Here is a 21,640-nt window from a genome sequence, read left to right on the forward strand (position 1 = left end):
TTCTCCCACCCGGTTGTGGATCGGCCCCAGTGCCGATGAAGAGGATCTGAAATGCGCCGACCATCTGCAAGGCGAGACAATGACGAGCTGACGCTACGGGGGCTTGCGCGCTTCCGTTCGTTGTCACTGCTCTGCGCGATGCAGATGGTCTTCTTGCCGGTGTTCAGCGTCCGCCTGCAGGCGCAGCCGGCCAACGTGATCACGCCGGACGGCCGCACCGGAACCAGCCTGCAGACGTCCGGCAGCGTCACCAACGTCACCACGTCGACCGTCTCCGGCACCAGTGCCTTCAACTCGTTCTCGCAGTTCAGCGTCGGGCAGGGCAACACCGTCAATTTGCAACTGCCGACCGGCACACAAAATCTCGTCAACATCGTTCGCGACGCTCCGGTCTACGTCAACGGCACGCTGAACTCCTACATGAACGGCGCGATCGGCGGTAACGTCTATTTCGCCGATCCCAAGGGCTTCGTGGTCGGCCGCAGCGGCACGGTCAATGTCGGTAGCCTCAACGTCTCGACGCCGACGCGCGAGTTCACCGACAGTCTGATCGGCGCGCAGGGGCAGATCAACGGTTCGGCCGTCGCCAATCTGATGGCGGGGTCGTTCCCGGTCTCGCCGGACGGCAACATCCGGATCTACGGCCGGGTCAATGCCATCGACGGCGTGCGCCTGACCGGGCAGAACGTCCTTGTCGGTGGTGCCAGCCAGCGCGACATTGCCAATCTCGATCACGCCGCGAAGTTCGCAGCCTCGGTCAATTCCAAAGGGCTGCGCAGCGCCGCCGCGATTTCCGTGCGCAACGGCTCCATTCACATCGGCGCCGTCAACAACGCCAGCGTGAACGGACGGCTGACCGCGCGCAGCAAGACCACGACGCCGAGCAACATCACGATCGTGGCCGGCAACCAAGCCGAACTCGGCAAGAATGCGCGGTTGAGCACGGCGAGCAGGACTGCGGATGCCGGCGGCGTCCTTGTCAAGGCCGGCAACGACGTCACCGTGAAGAGCGGCGCGAAGATCAACGCCAGCTCGAAAACCGGCAATGCGGGCCTGGTCGAACTGAGCGGAAACGGCGTCATCGACGTCGGCAGCGGCGTTGCGATCAACCTCGCCGCCCCCAACGGCCGGGCCGGGACGCTGCTGATCGACCCGACCGATGTGGTGATCGGCGACGCCAGCCAGGGCGACGTCGGCGTAACCCTCGGGAACACGTCCGTCGCCAATGCCATCGCGGCGCTGAGCGCTGGTGGCACCTATCTGGTTCAGGCCGACAATTCGGTCACGCTGGCCGCACATGCGGTGATCGATGCCCGCAACCTCGACGCCACCAAGACTCATTCCGTCGGCAACGCCATCAACGTCGAAATCGACGCGCCGACCATCAGCGTCGTCAACGGAGCGCAGATCCTCGCCCAGGCGATCAATACTGGTGGAACGACCTACACCAGCGGCAGTGTCACGCTTGCAGCCACGGCGAGCCAGACCCTGATGTCTGGCCACGCCCATGCGACCACGGGCATCACCGTTGACGGCACGATCACCGGCGGCGCGATCTCGATTAGCGCGAGCTCCACGGCGGTGGCGAGCTTCACGAGTTCGCTCGCTTCGACGTTCGCGCTTGTCGGCGAATCGGTCCCCGGCATGATCCTGGGCCTCAACGGAGGCTATGTCGCGGCGAGCGCAACCGCGACCGTGAACATCAACGGCCATGCCAATATCTCCGGCAGCGGCAACGTCTCGATCAGCGCGTACGGGTCGGAGAGGGCCGAGGATCCCGTTATCGCCTCGTCGCTCCTCGGCGTATCGCCGGTCGGCGCTGCGGTCGTGGTCGGGAACATCGCCGGCAACGTCACCACCAACGTAGCAAGCAATGCGACGATCAGCGCAGGTGGTAGCCTCGGCATCAAGGCCACCAACGATGCCACGATGAATGTCACGGCCGTATCGCTGACCTCGAGCGCGGTTCTCGTGGCGACGGTGGCCTATTCGACGGCGTCGGTGACGACCACGGCAAACGTCGCGACCGGCGCCCACCTGAGCGTCGGCACCGCGAGCGGATCGACGGGCGGACTTTCGGTGCGCGCGTTGAACAACAACAGTTTCGCGACGGCGGCAACCTCGGTCGGGCTGGACAATCCGGCCCTGAACGGCGGCGTCGGCGGTGCCGTCGCGATCAGCAACGTCAACACCTCGGCGACCGCGACCCTCGGGTCGTCGCTGGGGTCCAGCACTTCGAACCGGATGAACGGCTCGGTGACGGTCGAGGCGACCTCGAACACGACATCGAACTCGACGACGTCCTCGACCATCACAGGTACGCCGGCTTTGATTGCCGGACTCCAGGGTGCCCTGGTCGTTGGCACGATGAATCCCAACCTGTTCTCCCAGCAGTTCAGCACGCTTTTCACCGCGGATCTGAACCTGAAGGCGGCGGCGGCCTTGACGATCGCGCGCAGCACGGAGAGCGCGACGGCGGCGATTGCGCAAAACCCCAGCGGCGGCGCGCCGTCGATCTATACGTCGGGCAACGTCGCCGTCATCAGCAACGTGATCGACGTGGGCGTGCGCAGCATTGCGACGGCCTCGGCGATCAGCTCGAGCCCGGTCGATGGTCAGTCGACGGCCGTTGCCGCAGCGGTCGCGTGGGGCGATTTCACGCACAATTCGAACGCCTATATCGGCGACGCGACCCTGATCAATGCGCCGGAGATCGGCGTCTCGGCAAACACCTATATGCCGATCACCAACACCTGGTTGCAATGGGCCTCGCTGACGGATGTGCTGAGGCATCTCAACGGCAATCTCGGCGTCGGCGGCAGCATCTTGACCAGCTACGCCAACTCGACCGCGGACGCCGGCGACACCGTCGGCATCGCAGGGTCGTTGAACAATTTCATGGTTCACAACAACACCACGGCCTGGGTCGCGACCGGTGCCAGCCTGACGTCGACCTGCACGGTTGCGAGTTGCGGCAGCGGCGCGTGGACGGCTGCGCTGGACAGCGGGACGACGCAGGGCTTCGACGCGACGCTCGCCATCGCGGCGACGGCCTATTCGGCCTCCATCGACGCTGCGGGCAATGTCGGCACGCTCGGCTTCCTTCCCGGCAACACCTCGGGCGGCTCGTCGCTGGGCGGCGCGCTCAATCTGGTCCAGTTCTGGAACAACACCATCGCCGGCGTGGCGTCCGGCGCTTCGCTCGGCGCGACCGACAACGTCTCCATCACGGCATCGACCACCGATCAGTTCTTCGGCGTCGCGCCGACCTCCGGCAAGGCGGCCGGCGCCCTGGCGCTGAACGGGATTACGTCGATCGCGCTCGTGAACAACACGACGCATGCCTCGATAGGCATCGGCGCCACGGTGTCGGCTCCGACGGTGAATGTGCTCGCGCAGCAGGATCTGTCGATGCTGTCGGTTGCCGGCGCGGTGTCAGCCGGCGGCAACTCCGCCGTCGGCCTCGCCGTCGCCTATCTCGGCGCGACCACCGACACCGCTGCCTACGTCGGTGACAATCACAGCGATATCCGGTCGGGCCCGTTCAGCTCGGACGATCCGTTCTCAGGGAACGGCGGCGGTAACGGGTCGGTCACGGCCGACCATCTGGCGATTTCCGCGACGACCGCGGGCCGGATCACCGCGGCGTCGATTGCAGCTGCGATCTCGGAACCTTCGGTTTCGGACTTCGGCACCAAGGCCGGTGCCGTCGGCGCAGCCGCGACCGGCGGAGCGGGCGGGATTTCAACCGCGCTGGCCAAGGTTGGCTCGTCGTCGGGCGCCTCCAGCAGCGGCTTCACGATCGATCTTGCCGGCAGCTCTTCCATCAGCGACGTGAGCCTTGGCACGACCGCCTCGATTACCGGCGCCACGATCAACCGCTACTCGCCACCCCCAACGGCCACCTTGTTGGTCCAGGCGCTCAACGACACCATCCTCAACAACGGCTCGGGCGGCGCCGCTGCCAATCTGGGAGGCAGCGCCGGCTCGACGAGCGTGGCCGTCGACGGCACCATCGCCGCGGCGATCTCGAACAATGTGACCAAAGCGTTCATCTCCAACTCCACGGTCAACAACCAGCAGTCCGTGACCGTGCAGGCATTGAGCGGCGGATCGGAAACCGTCGTGGCGATCGGCCTTGCCGCGTCAACGCGGTCCAACGCCGCCTCGATCGCGCTGTCCGTCGGCATCATCACCGACAGCGCGCAGGCCTACATCGAAAATTCGACGATCGCCGGCGGGAGCACAGGCGTCCAGCGGGCTCTCGAGGTCGATGCTTACCAGACCAGCAACATCGCGGTTGGCGGCGGTTCGCTCTATATTTCCGGCGGACAGGGCGGCTTCGGCGTCGCCATGACGTATGCTTCGATCGGCGATCCCTCCGGCGGCAACGCGACTGACGCGCACATCAAGTCCACGTCGATCAGCAATTACGACTCGCTTCTGGTGCTCGCCGACAATGCCAGCATCATCGCGGCCGGTGCCGCGTCGGCCGGGGCAGGGTCGAACGGCCTGTCGGGTTCCATCGTCGTCGACGAAATCACGTCCACGACCACGGCCTATATCAGCAGCAACTCGACGGTGAACATCAACGTCGGGCGCGTGACGGTGCTGGCGGACAGCGGCGCTGTGTCGGACCTCGATACGGCACTCGGCAATCTCGTCAAGAAGTCGAACAACAATCATCTCGCATCGGACACGTGCACGGCCGCCGCCGGCAACGGCACGGCGAATTGCATAGATTTTAGCGCGGCGGCGCTCAACGACGGCACGGCGAACGGTCCGGGCGCCAGCATCATCTCCGTTGCGGGCATTATCCAGGCCGGCAAGAACAATGTCGGCGCCTCCATGGTGTACGATACCATCGCGACGACGCATTCGGCCTATATCGCCAACGTCCGGATGTCCACGATCGGCAGCGTCAGTGTGAATGCGGTCGACACCACGAAGATCCAGTCGGTCACGATTGGCTTCGGCCTGGCGACCGGTCAGTTTGCCGGCGTCGGCGGCATGACAATCAGCTCGATCGCCAATAATGTTTCGGCGGCAATCGGCAACAACCAGTCCGACACGACGCAATCGACCGTGACGGCCTCCAACATCTCCGTCACCGCGACCGACAATTCCAGCATCACCGGCGCCGCCGCGGTCGCTGGCGCCTCGACGCAAGGCAGCGCCGCGGGCCTGGCACTCGTCTACAGCAGCATCGCCAACAATGTCAGTGCCGGCGTCACCGGCTCCAAGCTGACCGCCTCCGGCAATGTCGTCGTCAACGCGAACTCGAATGCCGATATCTCGACGGTTGCCGTCGGCATTGCGATTTCCTCGCAGATCGGCCTTGCCGGTTCGGTCGCCACCAATCTGATGGGAACCAACGTCACCGCCAGCATCGCCGGCGGAGCCGACATCACTGCGAACGACAACGTTGCCGTGATTGCTGGCAATAATGACAAAGCGGGCGTTTTCGCCGGCGCCGTGTCCATCAGCAAGGGCGCGGCAGGCGGCGCGGGCTCGATGGTCACGAACAAGATCACCGGCACCACCGCGGCCTATATCAGCGGGACGACAACCAAAGTGGATGCGCGCGGAACCAGCACGAGCGACGTGCTTTCCGTCAACAGCGGCACGCTCGCGCACGCGATCGATCTCGGCGGCTTCAGCGCGCCCACCGACACCACGCCCGATCTGAGCGAGACCCAGGAGAGTGTGCGCGGCCTCGCCGTCGTCGCCAGCTCGCACCAGGCCGTCGTCACCAACGTCGCCACCCTGTCCGCGGGCTCGGGCATCTCCATCATGATCAATCCGATCACCAATGTGATGAGCGGATCCACCAGGGCCTATATCGACGGCGCGGCGATCGACACTCGGCTGGCAAGTTCGACGCTAGACCCGCAGATCGATGTGGCCGCCAGCAGCTTCTCCTATTCGGGCGCGTTCGGCGCCGGCGTGGTGCCGCCAACCGGGAGCGGGGGCGGCGGTGCGACCATTCTCAGCACGACGATGTCGCGTGACACCGAGGCCTATATCACCAGTGCGACCGTTGGTGGCGTGCAGTCGGCGAGCGCAACGGTGGGCGCCGTCACCGTGAAGGCCAATGCCGAGCAGGACGCATCATCGATCGCGGTCGGTTTCGGCACCGGCTCGGTCGGGCTGAACGTCTTCGTCGCAACTACCGAGGCCTATGTCGACGGCGGCTCCCTCACGGCGTCGTCGCTCACGGTCAACGCCTACGACGCCACAGGTATCGCGTCGGCGAACGGCTCGGGCGCCTATGGCAGCCAAGCCGCGATCGGGGCGGCGTTCCTGGTTCAGGTCTCGGCGAACCGGACCGAAGCCTATGTCGGCGACGAGTTCCACTATCAGGGCAACGGCGCGGCACACACGACTGCGGTCAATCTGAGCGGCGCGCTCGACGTCGAGGCAACGACGAAGAACCGCTTCCAGGCCTATTCGATTGGCGGGGCACTCTCGACCGGCACGGCGGCAATCGCCGGCATGGCCAACATCGAGATTGCCAACAACACCACCATCGCTGGCGTCTACGACACCACGCTGCAGTCCCCCACTGGCGGTTCGGCTGGCGCGGTGACGATCAACGCCACCGAGGACGTGGCGATCAAGGAGATCGCCGGCGCGCTTTCGATTGCCGCCAGCGGGTCCGGCGTCGGCGTGGGCGCGGCGGCGAACGTGATCGTCTTCAAGAGCCAGACCATTGCGGAAAGCCGCAACAGCGACCTCAATTCGTCCGGCGCGATCAACGTCGGCGCGCTCAGCACCAAGGAAGTCCTGTCCTACGCGGTCACCGCCGGCATCGGCGGCAGCGTCGGCATCGGTGCGACCGTCGGCGTCATCATCATCGGCACCAACACCGCCGATCCGGATACGCAGGGCGAGCAGACCGGCCAGCTCAATCAGGGCAACAACGGCACCCTCGCATCAGTGAACGCGGGCACCAATTCCTCGCATGGCAGCGACGCGGTCGCGGGCGGCACCTCGGGCAATCCGAGCAACGCCAACGCAACCTCGACCTACGACGTCAGCACCGTCCTGACCGGCGGCAATGACGGCGTCACCGCCCAGATCGCGGGCGGCAATGTGACCGGCACGCAGGTCAACGTCGCCGCCACCAGCGCCAACGCGACCAAGATGTTCCTGCTCGGCGCGGGCTTTGCCAAGAACGTCGGCATCGGCGCCGGCATCGGTTACACCAGCGTCGACAGCAGCGTCCTCGCCAATCTGAGCGCGATCGTCTCCGCGCCGTCCGTCACGGTTGCGGCGCGGGTCAAGGACGCCGATACCGGACCTTATTCGGGCAAGACCGTCGACAGCGAGGCGATCGCCGGCGGTGCAGCGCTCTATTTCGGCGCGGATGCGGCGGTGGCGGTCGGCAACGTCGCCAATACCGTCACGGCTCAACTCGGCGGCTCCGTGACCGGAACGGGCGGCACCGGCGCCACTGGCGTCGCCGTGATGGCGATGGACAGCTCGACTCAGAGCGTGACCGCGGGCGGCGGCACCGGCGGCCTTGCAGCCATCGGGGTGTCGATCGCGACCACGGGACGATCGAGTTCGGTCGCGGCGAAGGTGCTGTCGAACGCGACGGTGAACAGCTCGATCCTTGCGGTTGGCGCCGCCGAGGCCGGCGCAATGTCCGCTTCCGCGACTGCGGTCGCCGGCGGTATCGTCGCCGGTGACGGCGCAGTTGCGACAGCGAAGGAAAATTCGACGGTCCTGGCAGAGATCGGTTCCAGCTCATCGATCACCACGTCGGCGACGGGCGCCGGCACGCTGGTGTCGGCATCGATCACGCCCAAGCTTTCGAGCAAGGCGATCGGTGTCGCGGTCGGCGGCGGCGCCATCGGCGTGTCCGTCGCGGAATCGATGGTGACGGCCACCGTCACGGCCGATGTCGGCGACAACACCACCTTCTCGGGCGGTGCGCTCGGTGTGACCGCCATGGCGCTGGTGCCGACGGGCGGCACGACGACTTACGCCTGGTCGCTCGCGGGCGGCGGCGGCTCGTTGATCGGTGCCCAAGGCAGCTATGCCAGGGCGTCCGAGAACGCGACGGTGAGTGCGTATGGCGGCATCGGGATCCATCTTCCCAATGCCGACGTGGTCATTGCCGCAGAGAACGACAGCAGCCAGTACGCCGAGTCGACTGGCCTCTCGACCGGGTTCCTCGCCATTGGCGCGACCGTCGCACAGGTCTCCTCGAGCGCCCACACCTACGCCTATCTCGGGGCCGGCGCGGTCACCGCCGCGTCCAACACGGGCGTTCTCCAGATCACCGCCACGGGCACGGATACCAACGTCGCCAGCGCGCTCGTCGGTGCGGGCGGCACCTATGCCGGCGCAGCAGCGGTTGCGACGACGGCCACCACTGCGGTCACCGACGCCATGCTCTATGGCGAGGCGACGGACAACACGCTTTATTTCGGCGGCCTCAACATCAAGGCCAAACATACGACGAATTATGCCGGCAGCGGTGATGCCTATCAGGCCTCTACGGCGGGCGCCTCCGGTGGCAGCGCGCAGAACGATGTCACGTCGGCGACCACCGCTGAAATCGGCACGCATCTGATCGTCAACTCGGCCGGCGGCGATATGGTTGTGATCGCCAACGACGTGGTCAACCAGGCTGGTGGCGGGGCGCGGTCTGGTTCCGGCGGCGTGTTTGCCGGCGCGGCGGCGCTCAGCAAGTCCAGGGTCACGCAGACCGTCACGACCAACATCGACGCCGGTACGATCCTGAGCCTTAATGCCGATCCGAGAACGACGACGGGCGCAATCAACATCGAGGCCTACAACACGCTGAGCACGACCGACACGGTCAATTTGAGCGCCGCGGGCCTGTTCGCCGGCGGCGGCGCCGAATCCGACATGACGGCAAATGCCACGCTCACGGTCAACATTCAGGCCAGAGAGCTGTTCAGCGCCGGCAACATCTATATCGGCTCGGCGTCGCGGATGGCGGCAAACAATTACGCCAACGCCAGCCTCTATGGTGCGGTCGGCGGAGTCGGTGCCAGCACGAACGCATGGGTGCATGCAACGCAGAACGTCAATGTCGGCAGCACCTCGACAGTGGAGGCCTGGGGCAAGATCAACATCGCCGCAGGCCTGGCCGGCGACGGCAGCGTCTACAGCAGCGTGGCCGCGAACGCGACGACGGTGGTCTACAACAACACGGTCGTTCCCATCTCGGGCCTCTATCGCGGCACCGCCAACGCCGACGACGACACCAGCCTGACGCTTGCCATCGGCTCGAAGGTGCTCGGCGCCAACGACGTCTCGCTCACCGCGACGCCGGGCCAGGTCACGGCCTCCGGCCTCGGCAGCAACTACAATCCGTACCTGGAGATCTTCAGCGCCAAGAACAGCGACAACCACAGCAACGACAACAGCGGCGGGACCGGCAATGTCGCGCTCAACGGCCTCGTGGTGGCCGGCATCCACAATGACGAAACGATCACGATCGCGCTTGGCGCGAGCACGCCGACCCTGTCTACGACGAGCCCCTACGATCCGCTCTCGCTCGAATACGTCTCCGACGTCGATCATTTCAATCGGGTGATGAGCTGGAACCACCAGACGATCCAGTACACCATCGTGGGCGGCTTCAATCCTTACCAGACGATCGTCGCTCAACTCGCATCTCTGAGTGGCCTGACGTCGACGCAGGTCCAGACGGCGCTTTCCGCCACGCAGCCCTCGATCACGTTTGGCGGCACCGATCCGACCGGCGAGATCCAGCGCCAGATCAATACCCTGATCCAGCAGGCGCCGTTCGCTGCCAATGCATCCGGCAACGCCTTCGCGTTCGGCGATATAATGGTGTCGGCCGGCAACGTTTCGATCCTGGCGCAGAGGCTGTCCGGGGCAGGTGGCGCAGGTCTTGCCGCTCCATCGGTGATCGCGCGCTCTTCGCCCATGATCAAGATTGAAAACCAGGGCCTCGATTTCGTCGCGCTGTCGAACCTCACGATCACCAACGTGACGGGGGGGCTGGTCACGCACCCGCAGGTCGACCCGGGGTCGTCGTCGAACGTGACTTTCACGTCGAACAACAGCGCGACGCCGATCATCGACATCTCGGCGGTCTATAACCGCAAGGATCCCAACACGGGTCTCGGTGTCGACCAGAACGGCAACACCCTGACGCGCACGCCCGACATCTACTTCGACGGCGTCGTCACCAACGAGAACGGCCTGCTCAAGATCACCAACAATCTCGGCAACGTCGTCGCATCGCAGACGTTCGATGCTGCGACAATCCAGATGGTGGTGCCGAACGGCTCCTTCACCTTCAACGGCGGCGTCGGCAGCATCTTCAGCTCCAACCACGACGTGGCCTCGCAATGGGCCAATACCGAGTACAAGCCGGCTGACAACGACACGCTGACGGCGGTGATGGCGGCGGCGACCTATCTCGGTGCCTATGGCGCCTACGACAGCGGCGTGCATATTGCTTCCGGCGGCAATCACCCGTACTCCTATTATTGCTGCGCCTCCGGCAGCGCGGGCGTCGCCGGTACGGCGAGCAACAGCACTGTCTTTACGGCGCGGCTGCTGGATCTCTATTACGACGGCCTTTCGCTCTATTCGGCGATCTTCCTGCCGATGGGTTCGGGTGCGCCGGGCAACGGCAACGAACATGCCGGCAGCACTCCCGACGCGTCAACGCTCGCGACGATCGAGGGGCCGACCAGGCAGACCATCAGCACCGCCCCATGGGAAGCAAGCACCTATGATGGCCAGGGCGTCTATAGCGGCTCCAGCCCGTTCAACTGCTCGCATTGCTCCGCCTACTTCCAGGTCATCAACATCCAGCCCGATGTGATCACGCCGAAGACGGCGAACACGGCGACCAACCCGCCGGCGAATGCGCCCTTCATCATCGGCAAGGCGATCATCCTGTCGGCATCGGTTCTCAACATCAACGGCACCATCCAAAGCGGCTCGAGCAGCAACTATTCGGTCAATATCGGCACCGGCGCGCTGAACGCCATCAACGCTCTGAAGGCCGACAGCTCGGCCTTTGCCCAGGCCCAGACCAACGCGCAGCACGGCAGCTATGTGGATTTGACGCAGTATCTGTCGAAGGTGAGTGGCAGCGACGTCCAGGTCGGCGCGAGGTACAATGCCGCCACCGACCAGATCCTCCTGAATGGCGTGGTGCAGGGGTCCGGCGGCTACGTCTACCTGAACGGCAAGATCATCTCGACCTCGACCGACGGCACGCCGCAGGGCAACATCATCGTCAACGGGGGCGCCGGCACGATCACGGTGAACAACACCACCGGCCTTCAACTCGTCACCAACACGATCAATACCGGCGTCAGCGCAGCCAGCGTGATCGAGATCGTCGATCAGCTCAAGGCGCAGACGACGTGGTACGTCTACAATCCTGCCGCCCCGGGCGGCCAGCAGGTGTCGACGTATCGAACCAACAGCGTCAATGCGAGCCAGTACGACGGCTCGATGCTTGCCGCGACAAGCGGCACGGCCGGCCTGCAATACGCGCCGCAAGCCAACATGTACTACCAGTGGGTCGACACCGCGCGGCTGGATCGTTCGACGACGAGCACGCAGTTTGACTATGGCTGGCAATACACCTCGCGGGATCCCAACAGCGGTAGCTCCTTCGTCCGCACCACCAGCCTGGTCTCGGACGTGCAGCAGGTCGCCAACGGCGCCACCACGGGACAATTGCAGAGCACGAATTACCAGGAGGTCGTCACCGCGACCGGTTCGTCTCACGGCGGCGGCGGCAACACCCATTCCGACAAGTGCTGCGGCGCGGATGGACAGTACGATTGGTTCCAGGAGATCTTCGATCACCTGACGCTGACGCTGACTAACACCGTCAAGGCATCGAACCCCATCAACATCCAGTTCAACGGCGGCGGCGCCAGCACGGTCGCGGTCACGTCGAACTCCGGCATCGTCATCAACGGCCCCATCAACAACCTTCAGGGTGCGACCTCGGTCGTGGCCACGGGCGCCAGTTCGGCCATCACGGTCGGCGCGAACGCCAACAACCCGGTGATATCGGGCACCAGTGTGTCGCTGTCGGCGGCGGGCGGCATCGGCAGCATCGGTGCCGGCGGGGCGCCGGTCTCCGTGCAGGTCTATGGCGGCAGCCTCACCGCCAATTCGATCGACCACGATATTGCGATCGCGGCCGTGGGCTCGCTGTCGATCAACCAGGTCAAGGTGAACTCGACCGTGGCCGGCGACGCGCCGCAGGGCAGCGTCTTCATCTCGGCGACCGGCGACATCAACTCGGCGTCCGCCTACAGCGTCGCCAACCCCGTCGTCGTCGGCAAGAACATCGAGATCAGGTCCACCGGCGGTGCGATTGGCGCGGTGACCGGCGTCAGCAACGGCGCGACCGTCCTCACCAACATCAATCCGCTCGTGATCCAGGCGACCGGCACGACGCTGGTCGACGGCAGCGTCGATGGCGGCATGCTCAACAGCTATTCGACGACCGGAACCTACATCGTGCAGTCCAAGGGCGATCTGCGGCTCGGCACGGTCGAGTCGAAGAGCGGCCCGGTGTTCCTCGAGGCCGCGGCCTCCGATGGGGCGCAAGCCAGGATATTGAACGGCCTGTCGTCCGGCGGCCTCACGGCCGAGCAGAGCGCGCATCTGGCGGATGTCTGGACCAGCCTGGACCTCCTCAGCGGCAACGGCGCGACCGCAGCCGTCAACAGTTACCAGACCATGGTCACGGCGGCCTACAACGACTACTTCCAGCTCAAGAACGTCGCCTTCGCGAACGGCAACACCTATAGCCCGACCTCGGTGGGCCTGACCGTGCTGCGGGCGCAGGTAGCCGCCAAGCTCGGCATCGATCCTTCCGCGGTCTCGACGACGGACATGCAGAATGAGGCCACGACGCGCTTGCTGAAGGACCAGTTCCTGCTCGGCATGATCGACACGGTTCAGGTCAAGGCCTCGCTGACCACATTGCTTGGCACCGCGCCTTCTGACCCGCTGGCGACGCTGTTCGGCAGCACGCTCTCGTCGAACCTGTTCACCAGATTGTTCGACGGCGTGGCAACTGGCCATCAGCTTATGCCGACCAACACGGCCCTGCAGACGGCGCTTGCGACCTACAGCTCGACCTATGCCTATACGCTCGCTCCGACCGAGAAGCTCTACGGAATGATCACAGCGGGCTCGCAATGGACCCAGAGCCAGCTCGCCTACACCGTCTCTTCCTCGGCCGTCGGAGCACCGCCACCGCCGATCAGCGAGGATGTCGCGGCCAACATCAAGGCCAGCCAGGTCATGCTGTACACACCGAACGGTTCGGTCGGCCAGCTCGCGGCGCCTCAGACGTTCACGTTCACGAGTGTCAATGCCTCGTCGCTGACGTCCGCCCAGAAGGGACTGCTCGCCTCGGCCGGTCCCGGACAGCTCGTCGTCAACTCCTCGACCGACCCGACGACCGGCGTCGTGACCTACAACGTCACGCTGTCGCAACAGAGCCTCGTCATTCTGGACAATCCAACCGCGGTCACCGCCAAGGCGCTGTCGGAGGTCTATCTTGGCAGCAAGAACAGCCTCGTGCTCGGCGGCATTGCGGCCGCGAGTTACGGTCCGATCGCTGCCGCGCAGGCCGGCGGCATCCAGGTGACCGGCAGGGGTGACGTCAAGCTCGATGCGGTGGGCAGCATCTCCGCGGGCGTGAGCGGGGTTCCTGTGATCTCCGGCGACATTCCCAACCTCTCCCTGATCGCCGAGCACGGCAACATCGGCAGCGCTGGCGCGGCCGGAGCCGACCCGGCGGCCAACGCGAACGCGATCCAGATCGCCTTCGCGAGCCCGACCAGCGATCATCTTGATCAGGTGTCGTCCGGACTGGGCGTCTATGTGAAGCAGACCACCGGCGACCTGGTCCTCGGCAACGTCTCAGCGACCGGCGCCATCCAGTTGGCCGCGACAGGCAGCATCTATGCCGAGGCTGGAACCAACTTCGCCGATCGCACGGCGGTGCATATCGTCGGCACGGATCTCGATCTGCGCGCCGGCGGCGATATCAGCTTCAACGGCGCGACGTTCCAGCCGCTTCAGGTGCAGCTCTCCGGCGCGCTCACAGGCTCCGCGGTCGGCGACCTCAGCATCCTGGTCGTGGCGCACGATCTCGCGGTGGGTGCGACCGGCACCTACGGCGCGCTGACTGCGGGCGGGACACTGACGCTGAACGTGCCGCACGGCGCGATCAGCATCAATGCCGATGTCACCAGCGTTGGCCTGATGCAGCTGCTCGCAAACGGCGCTGTGACTTTCGCCGATGGCACCAGCGCGGCGCCGGTGGTGGCCAGCAGCTCCTCGGGCGGGGTGACGCTGGCTTCCGCCTCACTGTCGATGGGCGCCTATTCGGCCATCAACGCGGCCGGCGTGATCTCAGTGATCACCACGGGCAACGCGACCATCGGCCAGCTCAACTCGTCGCTGTCCTATGCGGCGGCCTCGAACGCGCCGTCGATCGTCGTTACCGCTGGCGGCGTCGCTTCGCCCGGAGCGATCATCGACAACGGCGACGGTCAAACGAAGATCGTCGCGTCCGGCTCAGGGGCAGAAGTCTCGCTAGACGCATCGAACGGCATCGGCAGTGCGGCGGCCCGCCTCATCCTCAGCGCGGCTCGGCTTTCGGCGAGCACGAGCGCCGGTGGCATCTACCTGAAGGCTCTCACCGACACCGAGGCAAGCCTGTTGTCCGCAGTGAAGGGTGGAGTGGATCTGGTTGGTTCAGGCGGCTTGACGCTCGACCAAGTACTGGCGGGCACGGCCACGGGTGCGAGCGGCAGCTTCAGCGCCGTCGCGAACAATGGCAGCATTGTCATCGGCACGGCCGACAGCAGCGGCTCGCAAACGGTCCACGCCAGCCAGAACGTGACGTTCAAGTCGCTGGTTACGACCGGCTACAGCGGTGATGTCGGTAACATCAACGTCACGGCCGACAACGGCTTCATCCTGGCGCAGACGGTGATGTCGGGCGGCGTGACGACGCTCGGCTCGGTTTCGGCCCATGGCGGGGCGACACTGGTTGCAGCCTCGACCATCACCGGCAACACGCTCGCCGCCAGCACCGGAGCGGGCCTGTTGAGCGCCGGCGGGCCGATCAACTGGAACGTCCTCAACGTCGGCACGACGCTCAACGCGACCGCGGGCCAAGGCAGCATAGGCTTCAAGATCGCGCAGAGCGGCGGCACACAGACCATCCACGCCCACGACAACGTCAGCTTCGACGCGCTCACGTCCACCGGCTACAGCGGCGATGCCGGCAGCATCAACGTCAATGCAGACAACGGCTTCATCCTGGCGCAGACGGTGATGTCGGGCGGCGTGACGACGCTCGGCTCGGTCTCCGCCCATGGCGGGGCGACGCTGGTCGCAACCTCGACCATCACCGGCAACACGCTCGCCGCCACCACCGGAGCGGGCCTGCTGACCGCCGGCGGCGCGATCAACTGGAACGTTCTCAACGTCGGCACGACGCTCGACGCGACCGCGGGCCAGGGCAGCATCGGCTTCAAGACCGCGCAGAGCGGCGGCACACAGACCATCCGCGCCCACGACAACGTCAGCTTCAACGCGCTCACGTCCACCGGTATCAACGGCGACGCCGGCAGCATCAACGTCAATGCGGACAACGGCTTCATCCTGGCGCAGACGGTGATGTCGGGCGGTGTGACGACGCTCGGCTCGGTCTCCGCCAACGGCTCGGCCAGGCTGATCGCGGCGGGCACCAACACCGGTCATAACCTCACGGCCACGACCGGCAGCGCTGTCTTGAGCGGCACTGTCGTTCGTTGGGATAATCTCACGGCCGGCGGCACGCTCGACGTCACCGCGACTGTCGGGGGGATCACTCTCGGCACCGCGATCAGCGGCGGCACACAGACCCTGCATGCCGTCAACGACATCGCCTTCAGCCAGCTCACCACGACGGGTACGGGTATCCTGGGTGATGCCGGCGATATCGACCTGCGCTCCGATCTCGGTTCCATCCGGGGCGGATCGATCTCCGCCAACGGCGACACGCACTTCGCTTCGGCGGGCTCGATCTCGCTCGATCGGATCAGGGGCAACACGATCAAGCTGTCGTCGCCGGGTGACCTGACGATCGGCTTCGTCAGCGTGGTGAGGGAGCTCGACCTCGCCGCGGATACGATCAACGTCAATGGCGAGCAGATCCGCTCGACGCCGCAGGTCCCGCTGATCATGAACGTGACGGGCTACAACGGCGGCACCGCGACCTCGGCCAAGGTCTCGATCGACCCTGACAGCATCATCATCAACCAGTTCAGGGTGGTGGACGCCAACTTCTGGACCGATGCGCACGCGGTCGCGATCCTGAACGGCTATGTCCCGGGTCAGCTCATGCTGACCACGGCAACCCAGCAGGTACTGCTCGACAATCGTACGCCGGCTCCGTCCAACTGGCCGTCGCTCCAGCTCTACCAGCCGGGCGGCGTGTTCACGATGAGCCAGGTCGGCAATGCCAATGTCAGCAACGCCTATGTGGTGTTCTACACCGGCGACGTCTCCGCGACCGTTACCAATTACGGGCCGACCCACACCTGCTGCAACGACTTCACCGGCGCCAGCATGATCCGCAACATCTCCGTCGACGGCGAGGGCGCCGAGAACATCGAGACATGGCTCGCGAAGAAGGACGGGGGGACGTTCTACCTGCTCGGTCTCTCCGGCAAGGCGCGGCTCGATGCGCTGCTGACGCCGCGACCGATCGAAACGATCGGGGCCGGACCCGCCGTCAACATCGAGGGATTGAGCGACATGCGCAAGCTGCGCCGGCAGGGTCAGCGCATGGGACGCACCGGCTGGAAGGACGCGGCGATCGAGGCGGCGAAGCCGGCCATTGGCCGTCTCGCACAGGCATGGTAACGGGACCAGGGATGCGGATTTGGGGGGCAGCGTTAGGGCTTGGGCTGGCAGCGTCGTGCATCGCCCCCGCGCGGGCGCAGATTCCGTCGATCAATCCCGGCGTGATCCAGAACGACGTCGACCGGCAACGCCGGCAGCTCGAACAGCAGAGCGCGCCGCCCAAGCTCAACGGGCCGGCGGTGATTGGCGGCGAGCGGGAGAAGTCCCAGCTCCTGAAGCCGGGCGGGCCGAAATTCCGCCTGCACAAGGTCGAGTTCGACGCCTCCAAGTTCATTACGCCGGCCGAGCTCGACGAGATCGCGAAGAAGTACGTCGGCAAGAACGTCGACATCGCCTCGCTGTTGCAGCTCGTCGCCGACATCAACGCCCTCTATACCGAGCGCGGCATCGTCACGGGCATTGCGACGCTGCCCGAGCAGGATGCCAAGGGCGGCATCGTCCGCATCAAGCTGACCGAAGGCCGGCTCCAAAAGACGACCATCGAGGGTAACAAGCAGACCCGCCCCGACTACATCCTTCAGCGCGTGAAGGAGCCCGAAGGCGAGGTGCTCGACGTTCCGAAACTCAATCGCGACGTGATCTGGTTCAACCGGACCAACGACGTGCAGATCAAGGCGCTGCTGCAGCCCGGCACGAGCTTCGGCCTGACCGATCTCCAGTTCGCCGTGATCGAGCCGCCGGTCGACACCTTGCAGCTCTTCACCGACAACCAGGGCGCGGAAAACACCGGGCGTTGGGAGGGTGGGGCCTTCTACAAGCGCCACGGCCTGTTCGGCGTCGACGACCGCCTGACATTCTACGGCGTCCGTTCCGACGGCAATCTCAACGGCAACGTCGCCTACAGCATCCCGGTCAATCCCTGGGGCGGCCGCGCCGGTGTCAGCTATACCGAAGGCAAGATCAAGATCATTCAGGGACCGTTCGTCGCGCTCGACGTCACCGGACGCTCGAGCCAGGCCGCGGTCAATTTCAGCCAGCCGGTCTGGGTGACCCAGAACTGGCTGGTGCTGCTCAACGCCGCGGAGACCGAGGGCAAGACGGTCAGCCGCTTCGCAACGGTGGCCGTGACCCAGGACCATTACGACAAGGCCACGGCCGGCCTCTCGGTGACCAATTCCGGCAATACCTATTCGATCACGGTTTCGCCTGCGGTGAACTACATCGCATGGCAAGACCACGTGCTCGGCAACAACCGCGCGTTCAACACCTATACCGGCTCCATGTTCGCGACCAGCGCCGCGGGGCCTGCAAATTTCAGCACCAACGTGCTGGCGAGCTGGCAGTACACACAGGAAAAGCTGCTGCCGGGCGACCAGATCTTCTCGATCGGTGGTCCCACCACCGTGCGCGGTTATCCCTCCAACTCGGCGTCCGGCGACAGCGGCTATTATTTCAACGCCGAGCTGCACTACAACTGGTCGCAATGGCTCCGGGGTTTCGACACTTACATCTTCACCGACTGGGGGGCGGTGTACTCGACGTTTCCGGGAATCACCGAACTGGGCTCGGTCGGCGTCGGCTTCTCCTGGACCTACGCCTCGTTCATGACGTTCGAGGCGAATTACGCGACGCCGCTGAAGATGGCCGTCTCGACCCAGCACCACTACGAGGCCTATGGCCGCGTCGTTCTCCGGCCGTTGTTGATGTTCCAGAAGCAGGAAAGCCCCGCGCCGGTTGCGGCGGTTGCCGGCAGGAGCAAGTCGTAGGGCGTATGGGGCACGCGCTTAACGCCGCAGTGTGAATTCTTCCGCGCCGCGCCGCTGCTCCCACTTCGCCTGTTCCAGCTCGGGCCGGTCGCATTCGACTTCCGGATAACCGATGCAGAGATAGGCGATGAATTTCCAGGTGTCCGGCACGTCAAGAATGGCGTGGATGCGATCCGGATGGAGGATCGATACCCAGCCAAGCCCGATGCCCTCGGCGCGCGCGGCGAGCCACATCGCGGTGATCGCCGCGACCACCGAATATTCCGTCGTCTCCGGCATCGTCGCGCGGCCGAGGCCGTGACCGATGTCGCTGGCCTTGTCGGCGAACACGGCGAGGTGGCCGGGGGCCTGTTCGAGACCCGAGAGTTTCAGCGTGGCATAGCGCGCTGCGCGCTCACCGGCATAGGCATTCAACGCGTCGGCGTTGCACGCCTTGAAGTCGTCGATCACGGCGCGACGCCGCGCGGCGTCATCGACGATGACGAAACGCCAGGGCTGGCTGAGTCCGACCGAGGGGGAGAGACAGGCCGTCTCGATCAGGCGATCGATGGCGCCGTCAGGCAACTGATCGGCGCGAAAGCGGCGCACGTCGCGGCGCCACACGAACAGCTCGCGCAAGTGCTGGCGGAAGGCGTCGTCGAATTCGACCATCGCGTCACCCTCCGATCTGGAAAGCTGCGGCAACCAGGAGGATCAAAATCTCGCCGGTCTGCTCGAACGCGCCGAGGATGTCGCCGGTCTGCCCGCCAATCTGGCGGATGGCAAGTCGCGCCAGCATCAAGCCGGCGAGGGAGAGCAGGATCAGGCTCACCAACGCCTTGCCGGGCCCAAGCGCGAGCGTGAGCGTGAGGATTCCAACAGCGAATGCGATCGCAACGCTGCGGCCCGGCGGTGATCCGGCGCTCGCCGACAAGCCGTCAGGTCGTGCAGGTGCGACCTGCGACATGAAGGCCGGCAAGCCCGCGCGGGCCGCAGTATGCGCAGCGCACAGCGCGAGCGCGACCGCCCACGGATTGGCGATCGCCGCGAGCGCGCTCCAGCGCAGGCCGAACGACAGGATCAGCGCGCAGACGCCATAGGTGCCGATCCGGCTGTCGCGCATGATCTCGAGCTTGCGCTCGCGCGTGCGGCCGCCGCCGAGCCCGTCGGCAGTATCGGCAAGGCCGTCCTCGTGCAGCGCGCCGGTGATGAGGGCGGTCGCGGCCAGCGCGAGCAGGGCGGCAAGATTCGGTGTCAGACCGAACCGGCTCGCGACCTTGTAGACCAGGGCGCCGGCAAGGCCGACCAGCAGTCCCGCCACGGGCAGCGCCCAGGTCGCGCGCGCGACGGCGCCGTCAGCTGCGGGCTTCGACGATGCCACGGGGAGGATCGTCACGAACGATGCCGCCATCCTGAGATCGGCGATGACGTCCTGCAAGAATTCGGCGCGCGGCATCATTTCAGTTTCATCGGTAGGCCGGCGACGATAAATTCGACCTCGTCGGCGACGGCCGCGATGGCCTGGTTCATGAACCCGGCGGCGTCGCGGAAGCTGCGCGCCAGCGCATTGTCGGGGACGATGCCGAGGCCGACTTCGTTGGTGACGAGAACGACGGGGCTTTTCAGCCGGGGCAGGGCACCGGCAAGCTCCTTGATCTCGCGTTCCCAGTCGCGCTCCGCATGCATGAGGTTAGAGAGCCACAGCGTCAGGCAATCGACGAGCCGCGCGCCGCCGCCGTCGCTTGCGACCAGCGCGGGAACGAGATCGAGCGGCACTTCGCGTTCGATCCAGTCTGTTCCGCGGCGCGCGCGATGCCCGGCAATGCGCGCCTCCATTTCGGCATCGAGAGCCTCGGCCGTCGCGACATAGACCGGCTGCCCAGGAAAGGCGCGCGTGCGCATTTCCGCACGCTTGCTCTTGCCCGATCGCGCTCCGCCCGTGATCAAGATGATGGCCATAACGGTCTCCTGTGGGCCTGACTAATCACCAAACGCGGCCAAAAACAAAGCCGAAATCCGCCAATCAGGGGCTTGCGCTCCGGCCACCCTTTGCGCAACAGGGGCAGGACAGGAGACGGGTGTGGGTTTTGTGGGTGCGATGGCGGTGGCGATGGCGGTGGATGCCCTGTTGGGCTGGCCGTCGTGGTTGTTCGCGCGGATCGGCCATCCCGTCACCTGGCTGGGCCGGCTGATCTCTGCCATCGACACCGCCTGGAATCGATCGTCTGATCCGCCAGCGTTTCGCCGCGCCGCCGGTCTTGCCGGAACGCTCGCGGTGATCGGGCTCGCCGTTGCGCTCGGCTGGGCGCTTCAGTCCCTGCTTCCCTTGGAGATCCAGGTCGTGCTGGTCGGCGTCCTCGCCTGGCCGCTGGTCGCGCTGCGCTCGTTGCTCGACCACGTTGCTGCCGTCGCAAATCCCATGCGGGCCGGTGACATCGCCGCCGCGCGCGACGCGGTCTCGCGCATCGTCGGCCGCGATCCCCTGACGCTCGACGAGGCCGGCATCGCGCGCGCGGCGATCGAGAGCCTCGCCGAGAATGCGTCTGACGGCATCGTCGCACCGGTGTTCTGGGGCGCGCTGTTCGGTCTGCCCGGCATTTTGGGTTACAAAGCGATCAACACGCTGGACTCCATGATCGGCCATCGCTCCGAACGCCACGAAGCTTTCGGCTGGGCCGCGGCGCGCATCGACGACGTCGCCAATTTCGTTCCGGCGCGGCTGACCGGATTTCTGTTCGTTCTGTTGGCGCCACGGCGATCAGAGGCGCTGTCGTGCATGACGCGGGATGCACGCCGTCACCGTTCGCCCAATGCCGGCTGGCCGGAAGCAGCGATGGCGGGTGCGCTTGGTGTGCGGCTCAGCGGTCCGCGGATCTATCACGGCAGCACCACGAACGAGCCATGGCTGAATGAAGGTGCGCGCGATCCGCTTGCCGCCGACATCGATCGGGGATTGACGGTCTACCGCCGCGCCATGCTGCTGCTCGCCGGCATCCTTGCGATCCTGGCCTTCGCGTGAAAGAACAACG

Annotated in this window: 6 protein-coding genes; 3 read left to right on the forward strand and 3 right to left on the reverse strand. The window is 65.6% G+C overall.

The genetic code is table 11. The features are described 5' to 3' along the window. Nucleotides 1-51: 51 nt before the first annotated feature. Together ABIB91_RS19495 and ABIB91_RS19500 are read left to right on the forward strand one after the other, a co-directional pair. Complete coding sequence (locus tag ABIB91_RS19495; RefSeq protein WP_354164584.1) at nt 52-16,926, forward strand: leukotoxin LktA family filamentous adhesin; 16,875 nt, start codon at nt 52-54, stop codon at nt 16,924-16,926. A gap of 11 nt (nt 16,927-16,937) precedes the next feature. Beyond that, nucleotides 16,938-18,632 carry a ShlB/FhaC/HecB family hemolysin secretion/activation protein gene (locus tag ABIB91_RS19500; protein WP_354164587.1) on the forward strand — a complete coding sequence of 565 codons (1,695 nt, stop codon included), beginning with the start codon at nt 16,938-16,940 and terminating at the stop codon, nt 18,630-18,632. An 18-nt stretch (nt 18,633-18,650) separates the two neighbouring features. Here the strand turns inward: ABIB91_RS19500 and bluB are convergent, their stop codons facing one another. From bluB to cobU, 3 genes are read right to left on the reverse strand one after another with little or no spacing between them, the layout of a single operon-like run. Continuing rightward, a complete protein-coding gene (gene bluB / locus ABIB91_RS19505) occupies nt 18,651-19,283 on the reverse strand; it encodes a 5,6-dimethylbenzimidazole synthase (RefSeq protein WP_354164590.1) in 633 nt (210 codons plus the stop codon). Between the two features lie 4 nt (nt 19,284-19,287). Beyond that, nucleotides 19,288-20,070 (reverse strand): adenosylcobinamide-GDP ribazoletransferase, encoded by a 783-nt coding sequence (cobS, locus tag ABIB91_RS19510; protein ID WP_354164592.1) that lies wholly within the window; start codon nt 20,068-20,070, stop codon nt 19,288-19,290. Continuing rightward, nucleotides 20,067-20,570: a bifunctional adenosylcobinamide kinase/adenosylcobinamide-phosphate guanylyltransferase gene (gene cobU, locus ABIB91_RS19515; RefSeq protein ID WP_354164594.1), complete on the reverse strand. Its 504-nt coding sequence runs from the start codon at nt 20,568-20,570 to the stop codon at nt 20,067-20,069. The genes cobS and cobU overlap by 4 nt, the downstream gene beginning before the upstream one ends. 121 nt (nt 20,571-20,691) lie before the next feature. Here cobU and cbiB point away from each other — a divergent pair, with 121 nt between their 5' ends. After that, nucleotides 20,692-21,630 (forward strand): adenosylcobinamide-phosphate synthase CbiB, encoded by a 939-nt coding sequence (cbiB, locus tag ABIB91_RS19520; protein ID WP_354164597.1) that lies wholly within the window; start codon nt 20,692-20,694, stop codon nt 21,628-21,630. Nucleotides 21,631-21,640 lie beyond the last annotated feature (10 nt).

Origin of the sequence: Bradyrhizobium sp. JR4.3 (assembly GCF_040547695.1) — a bacterium.
GTDB lineage: Bacteria > Pseudomonadota > Alphaproteobacteria > Rhizobiales > Xanthobacteraceae > Bradyrhizobium > Bradyrhizobium canariense.